Source organism: Klebsiella sp. GB_Kp056 (genome assembly GCF_040064755.1).
In the GTDB taxonomy this organism is placed as follows: Bacteria; Pseudomonadota; Gammaproteobacteria; order Enterobacterales; family Enterobacteriaceae; genus Klebsiella; species Klebsiella quasipneumoniae.
This window is the reverse complement of the sequence record NZ_JBEAJA010000053.1, coordinates 91,883-108,999: the sequence shown is the minus strand read 5'-3', so window position 1 is coordinate 108,999 and position 17,117 is coordinate 91,883. Positions and strand designations below refer to the sequence as shown.

Genomic DNA, 17,117 nt, shown 5'->3' with positions numbered 1-17,117 from the left:
GGGGTCTTATCGATACACGCCCAAGCCGCGTCCCTTCAGGGCATCGCCAGCCGCTCTTGATGATCCGCAAAGAGAGCGATGAGATGGTCGGCGAGAACCCGCACGCGTCTTGACCCGGCCAGGTCGGAATGCATCACCAGCCAGAGGGGCTGATCCGCGCCGATCTCCGGCTGCAGGCACTGCAGGCCGCTGGCCCGCGCCATAAAGTGCGGCAGGACGCCCAGTCCGAGGCCCGCGGATACCGCGGAAACCTGGGCCACGAGCGTATTGGCTTCGACTTTACACGGCCGGCCGCGCAGGGTGCGCGTGATCCATTGGGCGGCCGGCAGGTGCTGGTGAGTTTCCGGCCACCCCACAAAGTCCGCCTCGCTCAGCGACAGGCCGTCCGCCCCGGGCAGATAGCCAGCGGCGCCATAGACGCCAAACCCCACCGTCCCCAGACGCTTTAACGTCAGATGTCCGGCCTCAGGCTTGACCATGCGGATCGCCAGATCGGCATCCCGACGGTGCAGGTTCACCGGCTGCACGCCGCTCAGCACCTCCACCCGCAGCTCGGGATATTGGTCCAGGAGCCCTTTCAGGGAGGGCAGAATAAAATGCGTGGCCAGGTTGTCCGCGGTGGCCAGGCGGACAACCCCGGCGACATGCCCCTGCAGTTGCGCCGCTTCGCCGAACGCCAGGCCTGCGTATTCCAGCGCCTCAGCCCGCGCGAGCAGGGCTTCGCCATCGTCGGTCAGGCGATAGCCGCTCTGATGGCGGCTGAAGAGCGGAACGTTAAACGCCTGCTCCAGCCGATCCAGCCGGCGGGAGACCGTGGCAATCCCCATGTTCATCTTGTCGGCGGCGCCGCTCAGCGTTCCCGCCCGGGCGATGGCGAGGAATATGCGCGCATCATCCCAGTTAAATTCTGCGGTCATCTATTTTCCATTTACGGAAAACGACTCTCCGTTTTCCGCTCTTTTTTATCAGTTTCACAGGGATGATACTGCACGCCACTCGCGGAGACAACCAGGCCATCCGGTCGCCTGCTCGCTCCTCACCTGAACGTCCGCGCACCGCGCGGAACGCACCTTTCCTAAGGATACGCCTGATATGAAAGAGATTGCTTTACCCCTCCACCCGGCGCCGGCGCGCGTCTGGATAGCCGTCGTTGCGCTCGGGATCTGCGCCTTTTCGATCGTCACCAGCGAACTGGCGCCGGTGGGCATGCTCAGCGCCCTGGCGGCGGATTTTCACCAGACGGAATCCGGCATGGGCCTCGCCGTCACCGCCTATGGCTGGGTGGGCGCCCTGGCGGCTCTGCTTTCCGGCGCGATACCGGCGCGTATTTCCCGCAAGGCGCTGCTGGTCGGGCTGATGCTGATCCTGGCGCTTTCCTGCCTCGCCGCAACCCGGTCTTATTCGATGTTCGCCCTGATGAGTGCCCGCATGATTGGCGCCCTGGCCCATGGCGCCTTCTGGGCCTTAATTGGCATCGTCGCCGCGCAGCTGGTGCCGCCGCACCGGCTGGGGCTGGCCACGGCGATCATTTTTGGCGGCGTGTCGGCGGCAAGCGTAGTGGGGGTACCGCTGGCGAGCTTTATCGCCACCCTGGCGGGCTGGCGACACGCGTTTATGGCGATGGCCTTGCTGTCACTGGCCGCCGCTGCGGCGCTGTGCTCAACGCTGCCCCCGCTGGCCGCCCCTGCCTCCGTCAGGCTGCGTGTTTATCGCGATATTTTCCGCAATCCGCTGCTCGTTGGTCTGTATGGCGCCACGGCCTGCATCATTACCGCACACTTTGCCGCCTTCACCTACATTGAACCGCTGCTGATAAATCTGCAGGGAGTCCCGGCGACCGCCCTCTCCGGCCTGCTGCTGCTGTCAGGGGTTTCCGGGCTGCTGGGTAACGTTATCGCCGGTAAGCTTATCGATCGTCATCTGAAGGGGCTGATTTTCGCTGCGCTGCTGCTGAGCGGGGGCGCGCTGGCGATCCTTGGCGCCGCCCGTCTTGCGCCACTGCCGTTCTGTTTTAGCGGGCTACTGTTAGCCCTGTGGGGCGCCGGCATCGCGATTGTGTTCGTCGGCTTACAGACCTGGCTGCTGCGCAGCGCGGGCGCGGTCGCCCAGCCGGCGTCAGCCATTTACGTGGCCATTTTTAATGCCGCCATCGGCACCGGGGCGCTTGTCGGCGGCCAGCTGATCGCCTCAGCTGGCCTGTCGGGAATGGTGTGGCTGGCGGCGGGGATCATGGTGGGCAGTACGCTGCTGATCGCCCTGCTGAAAGCGCCCTCGGCCCGCTAAACGCTGCCCTGTAAGACCGCGTTTTCACGGTCCAGAGTGAAGACCTGCCACACGACGCGGGTCGCGCTCAAGGTAAAAATGGCCGTCGCCAGCGTATTTTCCTCATCCGGATCGTCGGGAGACAGCCGGTAAATCGGTAACAGCGGATCCTGCTGGTCGGAGAGCATCGCTTTCGCTGTCACACCATCCAGCGGCGGGTTCGTCGTCAGCCACGCGTCCAGGCGCCGCTGGCGCGAACCGGAGCTCCCGGTCACGATCTGTTCAATGGCCGCAAGCTGGGGATGGATCAGATGGTTGGCATGCCCGCCGGTGGCGGACAACTCGCGCACCGAGCTGCCGGAGCCGGTGGCTTCCACGCTAAACAGACGGCTATCGCCCATCTGGCCCAGGGTGTGGTGAAACGCGCCCGCGCGCGGCGTGGCGCTCAGCAAAGTGACGGCTTCCTCTAAGGTGGCGGCGTTCAGCGATGCGCGGGCCACAATCTGGCGCGGCATGCCGTCCGGACGATGCACGGCGCGAATATTGTTGACCGTATTGACTATCCCCTTCTCATTCACCGCGAAGGTGTGCCCGCACAGGGAGCCGGGATAGGCAAAGCTGGTGAAGGCGAGGCCCACCTCCGGGGTTACGCTGACGATGGCGCACTCTTCACGCAGCTGCGGGAAGCCGTCTTCATTGTGCGCAATGATCAACGCGCCCTCCGGGCTTCTCCCCGCCAGGGTGGTGCAGCCATCTGACGTCGAACGTACCAGATCGCCGCGACAGTTCCAGGCGAACACCTCATCCACCGGCGCCTGCAGCCCCTCCGCCATGCCCTCCAGCTCCTGCCAAATCAGCGGGAACTGCGCCTGCACGGCTGCGCGCATGCGCTGGGTCTGTTCCGCCGTTTTCAGGGCGGTTACGGTTTGCCACAGCGCCGTTTGCCTGATTTTAGTATGCCAGGCCTCACGACCAAACGCGCCAAGCTGCTGACCGACCGCATAGGCGGAACCACGGATTGCGATTGTTTTCATATTGTCATCATTCACTTATGTTCAGGATACGTGTTGCAAAAACTCTTGCAGACGCGGATTGCTGCTGGCCGTGAGCAGCGCCTCAGGTGAACCATCTTCGGCAATGGTGCCGCCATCAATAAAGATCAACCGGGAAGCCACCTCTCTGGCAAAGCCAATCTCATGGGTCACAATCACCATCGTCATGCCCTCTTCGGCCAGGGATCGCATGACCTTTAACACCTCATGCCGCAGTTCGGGATCGAGGGCGGATGTTGGCTCATCAAATAACATCATTTTGGGTTTCACCGCCAGGGCGCGCGCTATCGCCACGCGCTGCTGCTGACCGCCCGAGAGCTCTGCCGGATAGTGGTTGGCGCGTTCATGCAGCCCCACGCGGTCCAGCAACGCCAGCGCCTGCTCCCGCGCCGCGGCCTTGCTCTGCTTGCGCACGCGAAGCGGACCGAACATAACATTCTCCAGGGCGGTCAGATGCGGGAATAAATGAAACTGTTGAAACACCATACCGGCTTCGCGGCGAATATCACACTCATTCGCGTGCGGATCCGTAATGTGCATGCCCGCCACCAGCAGCGTTCCCGAAGAGATCGCCTCCAGCTTGTTAATACAGCGCAGCAGGGTCGATTTTCCCGAACCGGACGGGCCAATGATCACCACTACCTCGCCCGCTTCAATCTTTAAATTGATATCGTGCAGCACCTGAGTGGCGCCGAAGTTTTTCGCCACCGCGCTAAATTCAACCATGCTCATAAAATATGGATCCTTTTCTCAAGTTGTTTCAGCAGGAAGCTCAGGCACAATGTCAAAAACAGATAAATCATCGCCACCGCCGTCCACACCTCCAGCGCCCGAAAATTGCCGGCAATAATCTCTTGTCCCTGACGGGTTAATTCTGCCACGCCAATGACAATAAACAGCGAGGTATCTTTAATACTGATAATCCACTGATTGCCTAATGCCGGGATCATCCGCCGAAAAGCCAGCGGCATAATGACATGCCACAGGGTGCTGCGCGGCGATAATCCCATCGCCAGGCTGGCTTCTTTAAATCCTTTATTAATCGACAGAATCGCCCCCCGGGTGATCTCCGCTATATAAGCCCCGGAGTTAATCACAATGGTGATAATGGCGGCGGGAACCGGGTCAATACGCACTGGCAACACCATCGGCAGGGCGAAGTAGATAAACATCACCTGTACCATAATTGGCGTCCCGCGGATGACTTCCACAAACACCAGCGATACCGTTTTGGATATTGTTCCGCCTAATGCGCGGCAGGTCCCGGCCAGCAAGCCAATGATTAATCCACCTAATAAACCTGATAACGAAATAATCAGCGTCAGCTGCAAGCCTTGCATCAGCAGCGGCAATGCATCCCAAATATAGCGACTGTCAAAATTCATGCTTCTACCCGTAAAGAAAATATGAGGTCGGATCGCTCCGACCTGGCAGGGTTATTTCGGCTGTTTAGCAAACCACTTTACGTAAATCTTGTCGTAGGTGCCATCGGCGCGCAGGGCCTGCAGGGCCTGGTTGACTTTTGGCGTCAGGCTGCTGTTTTTCTGCATCGCAAAGCCATACTGCTGTGGCAGAATGCTGTCCGTCTCACCGGTGGATTTGACCTTACCGTTACCCGCCGTCTTCACGTAGTAAAGGACATTCGGTGAATCATGAACCACGGCATCGAGATTACCGGCCTGCAGGTCAAGGTAGGCGTTATCGATATTCGGGAACTCGATATAATTCGCTTTATATTTGCTTTTCATAAAGCTGGCTGCCGCCGTCCCCTGCTTAAGGCCGACTTTTTTCCCGGTCAAATCGCTGAATTTAACAATGGAGTTGTCGGTACTTTTCACGGCCATGAGCAGGTCGGCATTATAATATCCTTCGCTGAAGTCCACGACCTGCTTGCGCGCATCGGTAATCGTTATTCCCGCCATCGCCACATCCAGATTACGCGACTGCAGACCGGGGATCAGGCCGCCGAAATCCATCGGCCTTAATTCGTAGCTGATATGCATTTTCTTCGCAATCGCGTCCCACAGATCGATATCAAAGCCGACATATTTATCGCCTTGTTTAAATTCAAATGGAACAAAGGCAGTATCGACACCCACCGTTATTTTATCTTCTGCTGCTGTCACAAAACTGGCTGAACAAATAACTAATGCCAGCGTCAGCTTTAATTTCTTAAATAATCCACTCATAATTACCCTCAGCGTCAGTGAAATAGCCTACAACGAACGTCATCCTGCGAAATATCTCGCCGGAAGAACCAATAATAAGAGCTGATATGCCGGGCGCAGTTTTATGCGCCCGAATAAAATCGATAACTTATTCAGAAAACAGAGCGTCAGAGGTATCCGGTACTGGCGTTTGCGCGCTGTTCATCACCATGGAGAGAAAACTGTAATAACCGTTTATTCCAATCAGATCCACCACGCCCTTCTCGCCCCATAACTCAATGGCTTGTTGCCAGGTCTCATCGCTGACCTTTTGCTGTTGATGCAGCTGCTGACAGAAGTCATAGATCGCCTGCTCATCGGGCCGCAGATCCGCGGGCCGGCGCCTTTCCTTAATCGCCTGCACCGCCGCGGCAGAGATCCCTTTCTCGCGGGCTATCGGCGCATGGATCGCCCACTCTACCGGCTGCGACCAGTGCCGCGCGGTCAGCAAAATCGCCAGTTCAGAAAGACGCTGGCCCAGCGCGCTGCGATAGCGCAGGTACTCCCCCATACGCTGGGCATGGGCCATCAGCTCGGGACTACGCAACAGCGGCTCAAAAGGCGGCAGTAAGGCGCCGCGCGGTCCGTTGATGATCTCTTCCGCTAACTGACGCTGCCGATCGTCCCATTCCTGTTCCGCCAGGGGCGGTAAACGATTGATCATAATTTCCCCGTCTCTTCGCGGATCACGCAGTCCAGGGTATCGACCACAAAATCGAGCTGCGCCGGGGTGATGATAAACGGCGGTGCAATCAGGATGTGGTCGCCAGACTGGCCATCGATCGTGCCGCCCATGGGATAGACCATCAGTCCGCGCGCCATACAGTTTGCTTTGATCGCGGCGTGCAGCTTCAGGGCAGGATCGAATGGCGTTTTGTCGTCTTTATCGCGCACCAGTTCGACCCCCGCAAACAGGCCGCGTCCGCGCGTATCACCGACATGCGGTAACTCCCCCAGCACCTCGCGCAGCGCCTTGTGCAGATAGGCGCCCTGCTGTTTGACGGCGTCCAGTAAATTATCGCGCGCGATCACCTGCTGCACCGCCAGGGCTGCCGACGCGGCGGTGGCATGACAAATGTAAGTGTGACCGTGCTGGAACAACCCGCTGCCCGTCTTCAGCGCGGAGACGATGGTCTCACTCGCCAGTACCGCCCCAATCGGCTGATAGCCTCCGCCGAGTCCCTTGGCGATGGTCACTAAATCGGGCACCACGTCGTCCTGTTCAAACGCATGCAGCGTCCCGGTCCGCCCCATACCGCACATCACCTCATCCGCGATGTACAGGATGCCGTATTTGTCGCACAGGCGGCGGACCCCTTGCAGATAGCCCGGCGTCGGCGGCGTGGCTCCCGTCGTCGCTCCCACCACGGTTTCCGCACAGAAACCGATGATCGTTTCCGGGCCGGCCTCAAGGATGGCTTGCTCCAGCTCATTGAGCAGACGTTCGGTATACTGTTGCTGGGTCTCGTCAGCCCGGCGATCGCGGTACTCATTGCAGGCGGAGACGCGGATAACATCCATTAATAAGGGGGCAAACTGGCGACGGCGCCATTCGTTACCGCCCACCGCCAGCGCGCCCAGCGTATTGCCATGATAGCTCTGTTGACGGGCGATAAAGCGGGTGCGCGATGGCTGGCCGATCTCCACAAAGTACTGCCGCGCCATCTTCAGCGCCGTCTCTACCGCCTCAGAACCGCCCGAGACAAAGTAGGCGTAGTTAAGCTCGCCGGGCGCCGTGCGGGTGAGATGTTCGGCAAGCTGCTCGACGGCATCGCTGGTGAAAAAGCTGGTATGCGCATAGGCCAGCCGATCGATCTGGCGGTGCATCGCCGCCAGCACATCAGGATGCGCGTGTCCGAGGCAGGAAACCGCCGCCCCGCCACAGGCATCAAGATACGGTTTTCCCTGGGTATCAAAGATATAGGCCCCTTGCGCACGTGAGGCCACCATCGGCGTGCTACGCAGGCTGCGGTGAATGACATGACTCATAATGGGTTCTGCTCCTGAATCCGCTACATTAATTGAGCGTATCTTGCAGGATCCATTTGGATCACGTCAACGAATTAAAGATATAAATGCATCCATTATACTTATAACTGATACATTTGAATCATTTATCAGGACTTACCGGGGATCACGTAGGCGCCAGACTCAATGAGATAGCGTTCGGCACTTTCAATTTTTCTCACCGCCTCCCGGCCGTGGCGCACCACCAGCATCGCCAGCAGACACTCCGCCAGCCCCATGCCGGAGACCACGGAAGGGAAAAATGACGGACTGTCGATGGAGAACAGCAGCGTGCAGTCTGCCGCCTGCGCTAAGGGGGAAACCGGCGAATCGGTAATGGCGAGGATCTTCGCCCCGGCCTGCCGGGCTGCCCGTAAAACATCCAGTGATTCGCGCGAATAGGGCGCAAAGCTGGTGAGTAAGACGCAATCCCGGTTGGTCAGTTCGCGGGTGAAAACTTCGATATTGCTGGCCAGGCCATCGATTAACGATACCTGGCGGTTGAACAGTCGATAGACATAAAATAGCGACCACGCGATCGGAAAGCTGGCGCGGAATCCGCAGATATAGACATTCTCCGCGCTATCGAGCAAGGTCACCGCCTGCTCCATCTGCTGGGCATTTTCGTTTTGCGTAAAGGTCAGGTTCGCCTGATGCGCCTGAAATACCTCTTTATACAGCTGCGTTTGCGTGCCGCGGGCCATCATTTTTTCCGCTTTTGATACGTATGTATCATTGCGCAGCCCCAGGTCGTCAATGAAATCGCTTTTTAGCTCGCTCCAGCCGCGGTAGCCCAGCCGCTGCGCCAGACGCAGCAGCGTCGCCGGTTTTACCCCGGCTTCCGCCGCGAAGGCGCGCATGGATAACACCACCAGCTGACTGGCATTTTGCAGTGAGAACTCGGCGGCGCGTTGCAGCTCGGGCGACAACCCGCCGAATTCATTAATGATTTTTTCCCTGAGATTCATGGCAGCCACTGACTGGTTTTAAGTGAAAGCTATCTAATCATATTTGAGATCAAGACTCTATAGGTGGCTAACGATCCCGCGGGTCACATCCGTTCCCCCTTCTCATTGCTGGCGTGCTTTACTTCAAATATGGCACAAGAGGAATGTCACTGGCGGGTGGGAAAAGGTATGCTCTTATCAGGGGGCGTTGCACATCAAAGCCCTGTTCACTGCTGGAAATCTCACCATGGCACGCAACCGCACTTTTTCTCTCAATCTCCGTTGGCGAGCGCTGCTCAAAGACGCAGGGATGGAGCCTGAACATCTTCTCCGCCAGGCCGGTTTGCCGGATGACACCTTTTCAGACATCAATCGCGGTCTGACTACCGATGAGTATCTGCGTTTCTGGCGCGTGCTGGAAAAAGAAAGCGACGATCAGGCCTTTCCTTTGCCCTTTGTAGAAAGGGTCTCTGCGGAAGTGTTTGATCCCCCGCTGTTCGCCGCCTTGTGTAGTACCCACATGATGCAGGCGGTCCAGCGGCTGGCCAGGTATAAACTGCTTATTGCCCCCATGGTGCTGGAGACGACGGTCGTGCAGAACGGCACGCTGACAGTGTCTCCGCGCTGGCTGGGAGCAACAGAAATCCCTGCCTCTCTGGAAGTGGCAGAGCTGGCATTTTTACTTCGTCTGAACCGACTGGCCACCCGCGAACCGGTTCAGGCCGTTAAAGTAACGCTCTCACAGCCCCTCACCCGCCAGCAGACCCACCACTTTTCAGCCTTCTTCGGCACGACCATACAGCGTGGAAAGCGGGCGACCATCAGCTTTGCCGCCGCTGATGCCCTGCGGCCCTTTTTGACGGTGAACGAGGGTATGTGGCAGGTCTTTGAGCCGGAGCTGAAGCGTCGTCTCAGCCAGCTTAGCGATCAGGCCTCAACGGCTGAACGTGTTCATGCAGTCCTGCTGGAGCTTCTGCCGGGCAACGACGCCTCAATCGACAATACGGCGCAACGTCTGGGAATGAGCAAACGCACCCTGCAGCGCAGGCTGGAGCAGGAGGGAGAGAATTATCGCGCCCTTGTTCACGCTTGTCGCGAAGCGCTGGCTCGCCACTATCTTCTCAATACCACGCTTTCCGGCTATGAAATCGCCTTTCTGCTCGGTTTTGAAGATCCAAATTCCTTCTACCGGGCTTTTATGGCGTGGACCGGCCAGACGCCAGAAACCCTCAGAGACATGATGCGCCTCAACTAAGCGCGCGTCATGGCGCGCTTTGCCAGTATTGTGGCGCACCGTGCCAGCGACACCGCGCCTGACAGCAGGCACACTCAGCGCAGTCTACTTGCCGAGGTGCTTATGTTTATTCAGGAAAATAAAACCGCGCTGGTCACCGGCGCATCGTCAGGGATGGGGAAAGCCATTGCCCGTCGTCTTATCCAGGAGGGTTACCAGGTTTACGTTGCTGCCCGGCAGCTCGGGAAAATGGAAGATCTGGCTTCGCTAGGGGCCCAATGCCTGCAGATGGATCTCTCACGGCAGGACGATCGGCTGGCGGTCGTGAACACCATTCTGTCTCAGACCGGAGGGGTCGATGTACTGGTCAATAATGCCGGTTTTGGCCTGTATGGCCCGGTCGAAGAGATCGGCATCGATGAGGCTCGCTACCAGTTTGAGGTCAATCTCTTCGGCGCGGCACATCTCACGCAACTACTGCTTCCCGCGATGCGCGCCCGCCGTCGCGGATATATTGTCAATATCTCTTCCATGGGCGGGAAGATGTATAGCGTCCTCGGCGCATGGTACCACGCCACCAAACATGCACTTGAGGGGTGGTCAGACTGCCTGCGGCTGGAAGTTGCCGACTTCGGCATCAAGGTGGTTATCATCGAACCTGGAGTGATTGAAACCGGCTTCGGCGATGCGGCCAGTGAAAGTATTGTCAAACGTTCGGCCACAGGACCGTATGGTCAGTTGGTAAAAGGGGTCACCCTGTCGATCCAAAAAACGTACGGCCATGGCACCGGCAGCGACCCGCAGACGATCGCCGAGGTGGTCCTGGTCGCGGTGAATACCTCAAATCCACGCCCCCGTTATGCCGTCGGTAAGTATGCCAAATTGCTTATCCGGATGCGTGTCTGGCTGGGTGACCGTCTTTTCGATCGTATTATCCTCAGCCAGATGCGCTGAGGTCATGTTCTGCTCACTTTCGCCTCGCGCTGGAGGGGGATGACTCTTCCAGCCAGTCGATAAAAAACGCCATAAACGCCGATACCTGAGGGGGCTGCAGCTTTCGCTGGGGAAAGACAAACTGCAGCCCAACCTCCTTGCGGTCTAAGGGGCTGAATCCGGTGAAGCGGTCGGCAAACAACACCTGAAGCCGCCCCTCCTCAACATCCCTCTTCACATCCCACCATGATTTACCGGCGATCCCCGCCCCGCTGAGCGCCCACTGCCGCAGCAGTGCCCCATCGTCGCAGACCATCGCCGGCGTCACCCGGATGACCTGCTCTTTTCCCGCCTCCTCAAAGCGCCACTCGTTCATCACCACGCCGTGCCGCTCCAGCGCCAGGCAGCGATGATGATGCAGCGCCTCGGGCGAAGCAGGCGTTCCACGGGCGGCAAGGTAAGCCGTCGAGGCCACCAGCACCCGATGGTTAGGACGAATGTGGCGGATGGCCAGGCTACTGTCCGGCAGGTTACCGACGCGGATGCTCATATCCAGCCGGTTGGCGACCAGATCCTCCACGCGCTCGCCTAAGTAGACGGAAAAGGTCACTTCCGGGTGACGGCGGGTAAAGTCGACGATGGCCGGGCTAAGGTATTGTCGGCCAAAGTCGGAGGGGGCGGAAAGGCGAATATCGCCGCTCAGGACCCCCTCTTTTTGCGTCAGCAACGACTCGGCGTGGCGCGCCTCCTCCAGCACGCGCCGCGCGGCATGATAAAAATCTTCCCCCGCGTTGGTCAGAGTGATAGCCCGCGTGGAACGATGGAACAGGCGGGTCTGATAACGCTCTTCCATCGCCTTCAGACGGGCCGTCATGGTGGCCGGCGAGAGCGACAACCGTCTGCCGGCGGCGGAGAGTCCCCCCGCCTCGGCGACGGCCACCAGCAGCGCCATATCTTCCAGTTTGCCCATTTTTCGCATTTCCCGAAAAGTGAATCTGTTTTTCGTCTAATTATCAAAATCAAATCCCGACTGTAAAGTGATTTCCATTCCACTCGCAAGGGACACCATTATGAACACGCTCTCACTTTTTGATCGTCATCGCATCGGTACGCTGCCGCTGAAAAACCGCATCGTCATGGCCCCCATGACCCGGGCGCGCGCCCTGCAGCCGGGAAATATCCCCTCCGCGCTGATGGCGGAGTATTACCGCCAGCGCGCCAGCGCCGGATTGATCGTCACGGAAGCGACGCAAATCTCTCCCGAGGGACAGGGGTACTCCTGGACGCCCGGCCTGCATTCCGCAGACCAGATTGCCGGCTGGCAGTTGACGACCCGGGCCGTACACCAGGCCGGCGGCGTTATTTTTTCTCAGCTCTGGCACGTGGGACGCATGTCGCACGCCCGTTTTCATGCGGATGGTCAACCCGTGGCCCCCTCGGCGCTGGCGCCGGACGCCCAGGTCTGGGTGGTGGATGAGCAGGGCCGGGGCCAGATGGTGGACTGCCCACCGCCGCGGGCGCTCTCCCGGTCGGATATCCAGCGTATTGTCGCCGATTACCGCCAGGCGGCGCGCAATGCGATCGCGGCGGGGTTTTACGGCGTGGAGGTGCACGGCGGCAACGGCTATCTGATCGACCAGTTCCTGCGGCGTACCGCCAACCAGCGCACCGATGAGTACGGCGGTAGCCTGAACAACCGGATCCGTTTTGCCCAGGAGGTGCTGACCGCCATCGGCGACGCTATCGGCCGCGAGCGGACGGGCATCCGCCTTTCCCCCTTCATTACCCAGCGCGGGATGAACGATCCGCAGGTGATCGACGCCATCCTTGCCCTGGCGGCCTGGTGCGAACAGCAGGGTATCGCCTTTATCCATCTGGCGGAGGCGGACTGGGACGATGCGCCAGCCGTTCCCCTGCACTTCCGCGACACGCTGCGCGCAACCTTCAGCGGCACGCTGATCGTGGCCGGCAATTACGATCAGCAGAAGGCGGAGCGCATTCTTGGCGCCGGTCTCGCCGACCTCGTGGCTTTCGGCCGGCCGTTTATTGCCAATCCCGACCTTCCGCAGCGGCTTCAGCACCGCTGGCCGCTGGCGACCGTCAGCGATCCCGGCACGCTGTTTGGCGGAACGGCGGCGGGCTATACCGACTATCCCTTCTATTCGGAGCATAAAGAGTGAAATTGATCGACAAAATGTTACCTGCCGGGCGTGGTGTCGCTGTTGCCCGCACGCGCCGTCGCTGCGCCACCGCGCTGCTGCTTGCCGGAATGTCCGGCTCCGCGTTTTCAGCCCCGCAGGATCTGCTGAAGCCGGCACAACTCATTGCTGACGGCAGCCTTCCCGCTGCCACACGCGCCGCCAATGAATATGTCGCCAGGCAATACGCCACGTTTTGGAATACCGGCGATGAAGCGCTGGCCAGGGCGGCGCTGGCGGGGAATTTTATCGATAAAACGCCCCCGGAAGGGCGCCAACAGGGGCCGGAAGGAGCGATCCTCGCCTCCAGAGCATTTCGCCAGGCGGTGCCGGATTTACGCTGTGATGTCGAACAAATGATCGTGGCCGGTGACCGGGTGGTCTCACACTTACATTTTCATGGCCACTTTACCGGGACCTTCGGCACCCGGCAGGGTAAAGGACAAAATATCGATTTTATCGCCACCGATATCTATCAGATCAGCGGCGGTAAAATTGCCGCCAACTGGCATATTGAAGATAACCTGACGCTGATGAAACAGCTGGGCGCGCAATAAGCTGCCCACCCGGATGACGAGTAAGCGATCGGCAAAACCACGAGCCGCCCCGGACTCCGCCAGGACGGCTCGCCTGGCGGAGTCCGGCGCTTAAATTTGCGCCAGCCCGCCGTCGACATAGATCTCCGCGGCGTTAATAAAGCTCGACTCATCCGACGCTAAAAACACCACCGTCCTGCCAATCTCCTCCGGCTCGCCCAGCCGTCCGAGCGGTACGCTGGCAGCCAGAGCGTCGAACAAGCCCTGGCGGTCCGCCTCCGCCACCAGTCCTCCCAGACCAGGGGTACGCACCGGCCCCGGGCTGACGACATTGATGCGGATCCCGCGATCGTTCACCTCCAGCGCCCAGGAGCGCGCCAGGCTGCGTACCGCAGCTTTACTGGCGCTATAGATGCTGAAGTTCGCCGTCCCTTTGACCGCCGCCGTAGAGCCGGTCAAAATCACCGAGGCGCCGTCGGTGAGCAGCGGCAGCGCTTTCTGCACGGTGAACACCACCCCGCGCACGTTGGTGGCGAAAATCCGCTCGACGTGCGCTTCGGTGATGGCGCTCAGCGGCAGCATATCCCCGCCGCCAGCATTGGCGAACAGCACATCCAGGCGGCCGGACTCGTCGGCAATGGTCGCAAATACCGCGTCAAGGTCGCTTAACACGGCGGCGTCGGCGCGGATCCCGCGGGCGGCGGGCCCGATGAATTTTACCGCCGCATCCAGCTCCTCCTGTCGGCGGCCGGTGATATACACCTTCGCGCCCTGCTCCGCCAGCGCTTTCGCCGACGCCAGGCCAATCCCGGTGCTGCCGCCGGTCACTAACGCCACTTTATCCGCAAGTTTTTTGCTCATGGTGCATTTCCTTGGTTAGAGTATAAACAGGCCAGGCTCGCGAAAGCGTCCCGCCGGGTATGGAAAGCACTGTAATCGCCTCAGAGAGGCGGAAAAATGGCCTAATCTGAAAAACACTTTTCCCCTCCGTGGATAATGGACGCCCGCTAACCAGGATACTGCGAATAATGGACCGGTTTTCAGCCCTCAAAGCCTTCACCCGCGTTGTCGAAGCCAGCAGCTTTACCCGCGCCGCGGACTCGCTGGATATGCCCAACGCCACGCTCAGCAAAACCATCAAGCAACTGGAAGCGCACCTGGGGGTTTCCCTCCTGCAGCGCACCACCCGGCGTATTACCGTAACGCCGGAAGGACGGGAGTACTATGAAAAAGCTCGCTGCCTGCTGGAAGACCTGGAAGAGATCGACGCCTCCTTCAATACCGCCCACAATAAGCCGAAGGGCCATCTGCGGATCGCCATCGGCGGGTCGACCGCGCGCGATGTGCTGATCCCGCTGCTGGCGGACTTTATGACCTCCTGGCCGGATATCCGTATTGATTTGCAGGTGGCCGATAAACCCGCGGACCTCATCAGCGGCAATATTGACTGCGCCATCCGCGGCGGGCCGATGGAAGACTCGACGCTGATCGCCCGTAAAATCGGCGAGGCGACGCTGGTCACCTGCGCCACCCCTGGCTATCTTCAGCGCTGCGGCACGCCCGCCTCGCCGGATGAACTCCATCATGGCCACCAGCTCATCAGCTATCTGTCGCCGGCCAGCGGCAGAGCGTTTCCGTTTCGCTTTACGCGTCACGGCGTCAGTACCGAGCTCAAGACAGAGCCCCATCTCGGCATCAATGAGAGCAACGCGCATATTGCCGCCGTCGAGGCGGGCTTAGGCATTGTGCAGACCTTTACCTATTCGCTAAGACCGGCGCTGGCAAGCGGCAAACTGGTGGAGATCCTCGCCGCCTGGCGCCCGGCCCCCTATCCTTTTCACGTCGTCTATGCCCGGCACCGGCACGTCCCGCCCCGGCTCCGCGTCTTTATTGACTGGCTGGCGGCAGTTTTTCCGGACGCGGTGCAGGGATAAAGCGCGTTATCTGACGCGGAGCAGGTCGCCGTATCGCGTGGTGTAGCGCGGCGATAGCATCTCTCGCTTCATCTGCCACTGCTGCTGGATCCCCTGGCCGGCAAAATAGAGCGCCCCCCTGCCGTTTTTCGCATTCAGCTGGTCGAGCACCTGCATCAGCCTGGCGCTGTTCTGCCGCGGGGCAAGCTCGTCGAACAGGTTCAGCTGGGCGACGCCCTGGCTGTAGAAATCGCCGAGCATCACCCCGGCCTTCTGATAGCGGTGCCCCGCTTTCCAGATGCCGTCCAGGCAGCTTGTCGCCGCGGCGATAATATCCCGGGAATCCTGCGTCGGCGTCAGCAGCTTCAGCGAGGCGCTGTTGCCGTAATAGGGTTCATTCAGCGCGAAGGGGCTGGTTTTGACAAAGGCGGAGACGAACCGGCAGTACTGATGTTCACCGCGCAGCTTTTCTGCTGCCCGCGGGCGAAGGCCGGGAAACACCATCGCTTTTAATGAAAGGTGTTGTAACTACTCTTCTTCATCGCTGTAAGGGGTGCTGTCGTGAGTTCAGGGGGTACACGCTCATAAGCGCCTGAACGGCGCTAACGCGGAGATATTCCCCGACTGCGTACAGAAGCGTCTGAGACGTTTTGAGCGGGTATGGCTTTCCAGGGAGGGGGTGGATAAGGCTGAATCTATCAAAATGGTAGCCGGCTACACCGGGTCCCGGCGGACTGAGTTCTGAGCCTTGTTTTCATCCAGTGTCCGCCTTTTATGCCGCCTGACAGCATACTCCGGTAATAATAATTTTTATTCGAAAATAAAATTTTAATGGATATTTAATTACAAATCGTTACATTAGATTTCATAACAATTCAAAAAACGGAGTTTTTGATGTTGTATATGCCCTCTGCCAGGTACGGGCTTCTGCTGACGGGTCTGATATCAGCAGGTCTCCCGGCAGCACCACTGAGTCCAGCTGACCAGAATATTGTTGAGCAGAAACAGAAGGCATTGCTGGAACAGACGCAACAGCAGCGCGACATGCTCCGCTATACCACACCTGCCCCCTCACTCCCGAAAGCCGCCGGAGATAATTAGCTTTGCTACATCTCTGACAGGTGGCATCCCATTTAAAGAGCAGATTCTTCCAAGCGGTAGGCTGATGTATGCAAAAATAAATGATAATCAAACAATCAATTTACGAAATTTTTCAGCTTCAGCAGAGGACACTGGGGCAAGGTGGACAATTGATATCATTGGGAATTCCGATATTAAAGCTGCCTCCAAAACCTCATTAAACAGATTTGAAGTTAAATTTAGGTAGGAGACGAGATAACGTGATGTATTTAACCGAAAAAAAATACCAAGAAAGGAAAGAGTTTCTTCGAGGGGCTTCTACTACCATGCTATGGAAAAATATCGACCCCGAAAGCGTTGATGGCACCTATAAGCTAACATATGAAGAAGAAAAAGCGCTTTATATCCGGTTTATTAGGCGTTTGCTGGAAGATGGTGAGATCAAACTTGCTCGCCATGGAAAGTTCCTCTCAGGAAGCATCGACAAGCAGATCGAAGCTTTTGAAATAGCATTTCCCAAAACTGAGGATGATATGGATTGCGATGCATTTGAAGGATTTTGGTTTTTGAGTGAAAACTGCCCAGCGGGTATTGTCTGGATTCACGAAAACGGTTACCAGGATTGGACTTAGATAATGATATTTTAACATTCTCCTCGTCATTTAGGACGGGGAGAATGTGTGCGCCCAGCATGGGCGCGATCTTAGAGGTGAAAGTCCTCCCGTGAGTTGACCACAGCGAGCGAAGA

Annotated in this window: 17 protein-coding genes and 1 pseudogene; 7 read left to right on the top strand and 11 right to left on the bottom strand. The window is 58.5% G+C overall.

The features are described from left to right. Positions 1-35 precede the first annotated feature (35 nt). Positions 36-917, bottom strand: a complete 882-nt coding sequence (locus ABLV52_RS14155; protein ID WP_348890527.1) for a LysR family transcriptional regulator — start codon at positions 915-917, stop codon at positions 36-38. Between the two features lie 175 nt (positions 918-1,092). On the opposite strand from ABLV52_RS14155, the gene ABLV52_RS14150 reads away from it, so the two are divergent. Further along, the gene (locus tag ABLV52_RS14150) at positions 1,093-2,283 is read left to right on the top strand and encodes an MFS transporter (protein ID WP_348890526.1); all 1,191 of its coding nucleotides are present in this window, start codon (positions 1,093-1,095) and stop codon (positions 2,281-2,283) included. Here the strand turns inward: ABLV52_RS14150 and ABLV52_RS14145 are convergent. From ABLV52_RS14145 to ABLV52_RS14115, 7 genes are all read right to left on the bottom strand, one after another. Continuing rightward, positions 2,280-3,296, bottom strand: a complete 1,017-nt coding sequence (locus ABLV52_RS14145; protein ID WP_348890525.1) for a C45 family peptidase — start codon at positions 3,294-3,296, stop codon at positions 2,280-2,282. The genes ABLV52_RS14150 and ABLV52_RS14145 overlap by 4 nt on opposite strands. A 21-nt stretch (positions 3,297-3,317) precedes the next feature. Then, positions 3,318-4,040, bottom strand: a complete 723-nt coding sequence (gene glnQ, locus ABLV52_RS14140; RefSeq protein ID WP_348890572.1) for a glutamine ABC transporter ATP-binding protein GlnQ — start codon at positions 4,038-4,040, stop codon at positions 3,318-3,320. A gap of 2 nt (positions 4,041-4,042) precedes the next feature. Next, entirely contained in the window at positions 4,043-4,699 is a 657-nt protein-coding gene (gene glnP / locus ABLV52_RS14135) for a glutamine ABC transporter permease GlnP (protein ID WP_023289264.1), read from the bottom strand. Between the two features lie 51 nt (positions 4,700-4,750). Continuing rightward, positions 4,751-5,503, bottom strand: coding sequence for a glutamine ABC transporter substrate-binding protein GlnH (glnH, locus tag ABLV52_RS14130; RefSeq protein ID WP_023289263.1), 753 nt, complete (start codon positions 5,501-5,503; stop codon positions 4,751-4,753). A 127-nt stretch (positions 5,504-5,630) separates the two neighbouring features. Then, entirely contained in the window at positions 5,631-6,185 is a 555-nt protein-coding gene (locus ABLV52_RS14125; protein WP_171005034.1) for a carboxymuconolactone decarboxylase family protein, read from the bottom strand. Beyond that, positions 6,182-7,510 carry an aspartate aminotransferase family protein gene (locus tag ABLV52_RS14120; RefSeq protein ID WP_180264934.1) on the bottom strand — a complete coding sequence of 443 codons (1,329 nt, stop codon included), beginning with the start codon at positions 7,508-7,510 and terminating at the stop codon, positions 6,182-6,184. Before ABLV52_RS14120 ends, ABLV52_RS14125 begins: the two co-directional genes overlap by 4 nt. Positions 7,511-7,638: 128 nt before the next feature. Then, positions 7,639-8,496 (bottom strand): MurR/RpiR family transcriptional regulator, encoded by an 858-nt coding sequence (locus ABLV52_RS14115; RefSeq protein WP_348890524.1) that lies wholly within the window; start codon positions 8,494-8,496, stop codon positions 7,639-7,641. Positions 8,497-8,722: 226 nt separating this feature from the next. Between ABLV52_RS14115 and ABLV52_RS14110 the strand changes: the two genes are divergently transcribed. Together ABLV52_RS14110 and ABLV52_RS14105 are read left to right on the top strand one after the other, a co-directional pair. Continuing rightward, a complete protein-coding gene (locus ABLV52_RS14110) occupies positions 8,723-9,730 on the top strand; it encodes an AraC family transcriptional regulator (protein WP_101991848.1) in 1,008 nt (335 codons plus the stop codon). A 102-nt stretch (positions 9,731-9,832) separates the two neighbouring features. After that, positions 9,833-10,663 (top strand): oxidoreductase, encoded by an 831-nt coding sequence (locus tag ABLV52_RS14105; RefSeq protein ID WP_348890571.1) that lies wholly within the window; start codon positions 9,833-9,835, stop codon positions 10,661-10,663. Between the two features lie 13 nt (positions 10,664-10,676). Here the strand turns inward: ABLV52_RS14105 and ABLV52_RS14100 are convergent, their stop codons facing one another. Continuing rightward, complete coding sequence (locus ABLV52_RS14100; protein ID WP_072413008.1) at positions 10,677-11,612, bottom strand: LysR family transcriptional regulator; 936 nt, start codon at positions 11,610-11,612, stop codon at positions 10,677-10,679. Between the two features lie 100 nt (positions 11,613-11,712). Between ABLV52_RS14100 and ABLV52_RS14095 the strand changes: the two genes are divergently transcribed. Both ABLV52_RS14095 and ABLV52_RS14090 read left to right on the top strand, forming a co-directional pair. Then, the gene (locus tag ABLV52_RS14095; RefSeq protein ID WP_348890523.1) at positions 11,713-12,822 is read left to right on the top strand and encodes an alkene reductase; all 1,110 of its coding nucleotides are present in this window, start codon (positions 11,713-11,715) and stop codon (positions 12,820-12,822) included. A 14-nt stretch (positions 12,823-12,836) separates the two neighbouring features. After that, positions 12,837-13,397: an ester cyclase gene (locus ABLV52_RS14090; RefSeq protein ID WP_348890570.1), complete on the top strand. Its 561-nt coding sequence runs from the start codon at positions 12,837-12,839 to the stop codon at positions 13,395-13,397. Between the two features lie 90 nt (positions 13,398-13,487). On the opposite strand, the gene ABLV52_RS14085 is transcribed toward ABLV52_RS14090, so the two are convergent. Further along, a complete protein-coding gene (locus ABLV52_RS14085) occupies positions 13,488-14,237 on the bottom strand; it encodes an SDR family oxidoreductase (RefSeq protein ID WP_262963059.1) in 750 nt (249 codons plus the stop codon). 167 nt (positions 14,238-14,404) lie between these two features. Between ABLV52_RS14085 and ABLV52_RS14080 the strand changes: the two genes are divergently transcribed. Next, positions 14,405-15,310 (top strand): LysR family transcriptional regulator, encoded by a 906-nt coding sequence (locus tag ABLV52_RS14080; RefSeq protein ID WP_348890522.1) that lies wholly within the window; start codon positions 14,405-14,407, stop codon positions 15,308-15,310. Positions 15,311-15,316: 6 nt separating this feature from the next. Here the strand turns inward: ABLV52_RS14080 and ABLV52_RS14075 are convergent. After that, a pseudogene (locus ABLV52_RS14075) lies at positions 15,317-15,769 on the bottom strand (DUF4113 domain-containing protein); the annotation flags it as partial. A 926-nt stretch (positions 15,770-16,695) separates the two neighbouring features. Here ABLV52_RS14075 and ABLV52_RS14070 point away from each other — a divergent pair. Beyond that, positions 16,696-17,001, top strand: a complete 306-nt coding sequence (locus tag ABLV52_RS14070; RefSeq protein WP_348890569.1) for a DUF596 domain-containing protein — start codon at positions 16,696-16,698, stop codon at positions 16,999-17,001. Positions 17,002-17,117: the final 116 nt, after the last annotated feature.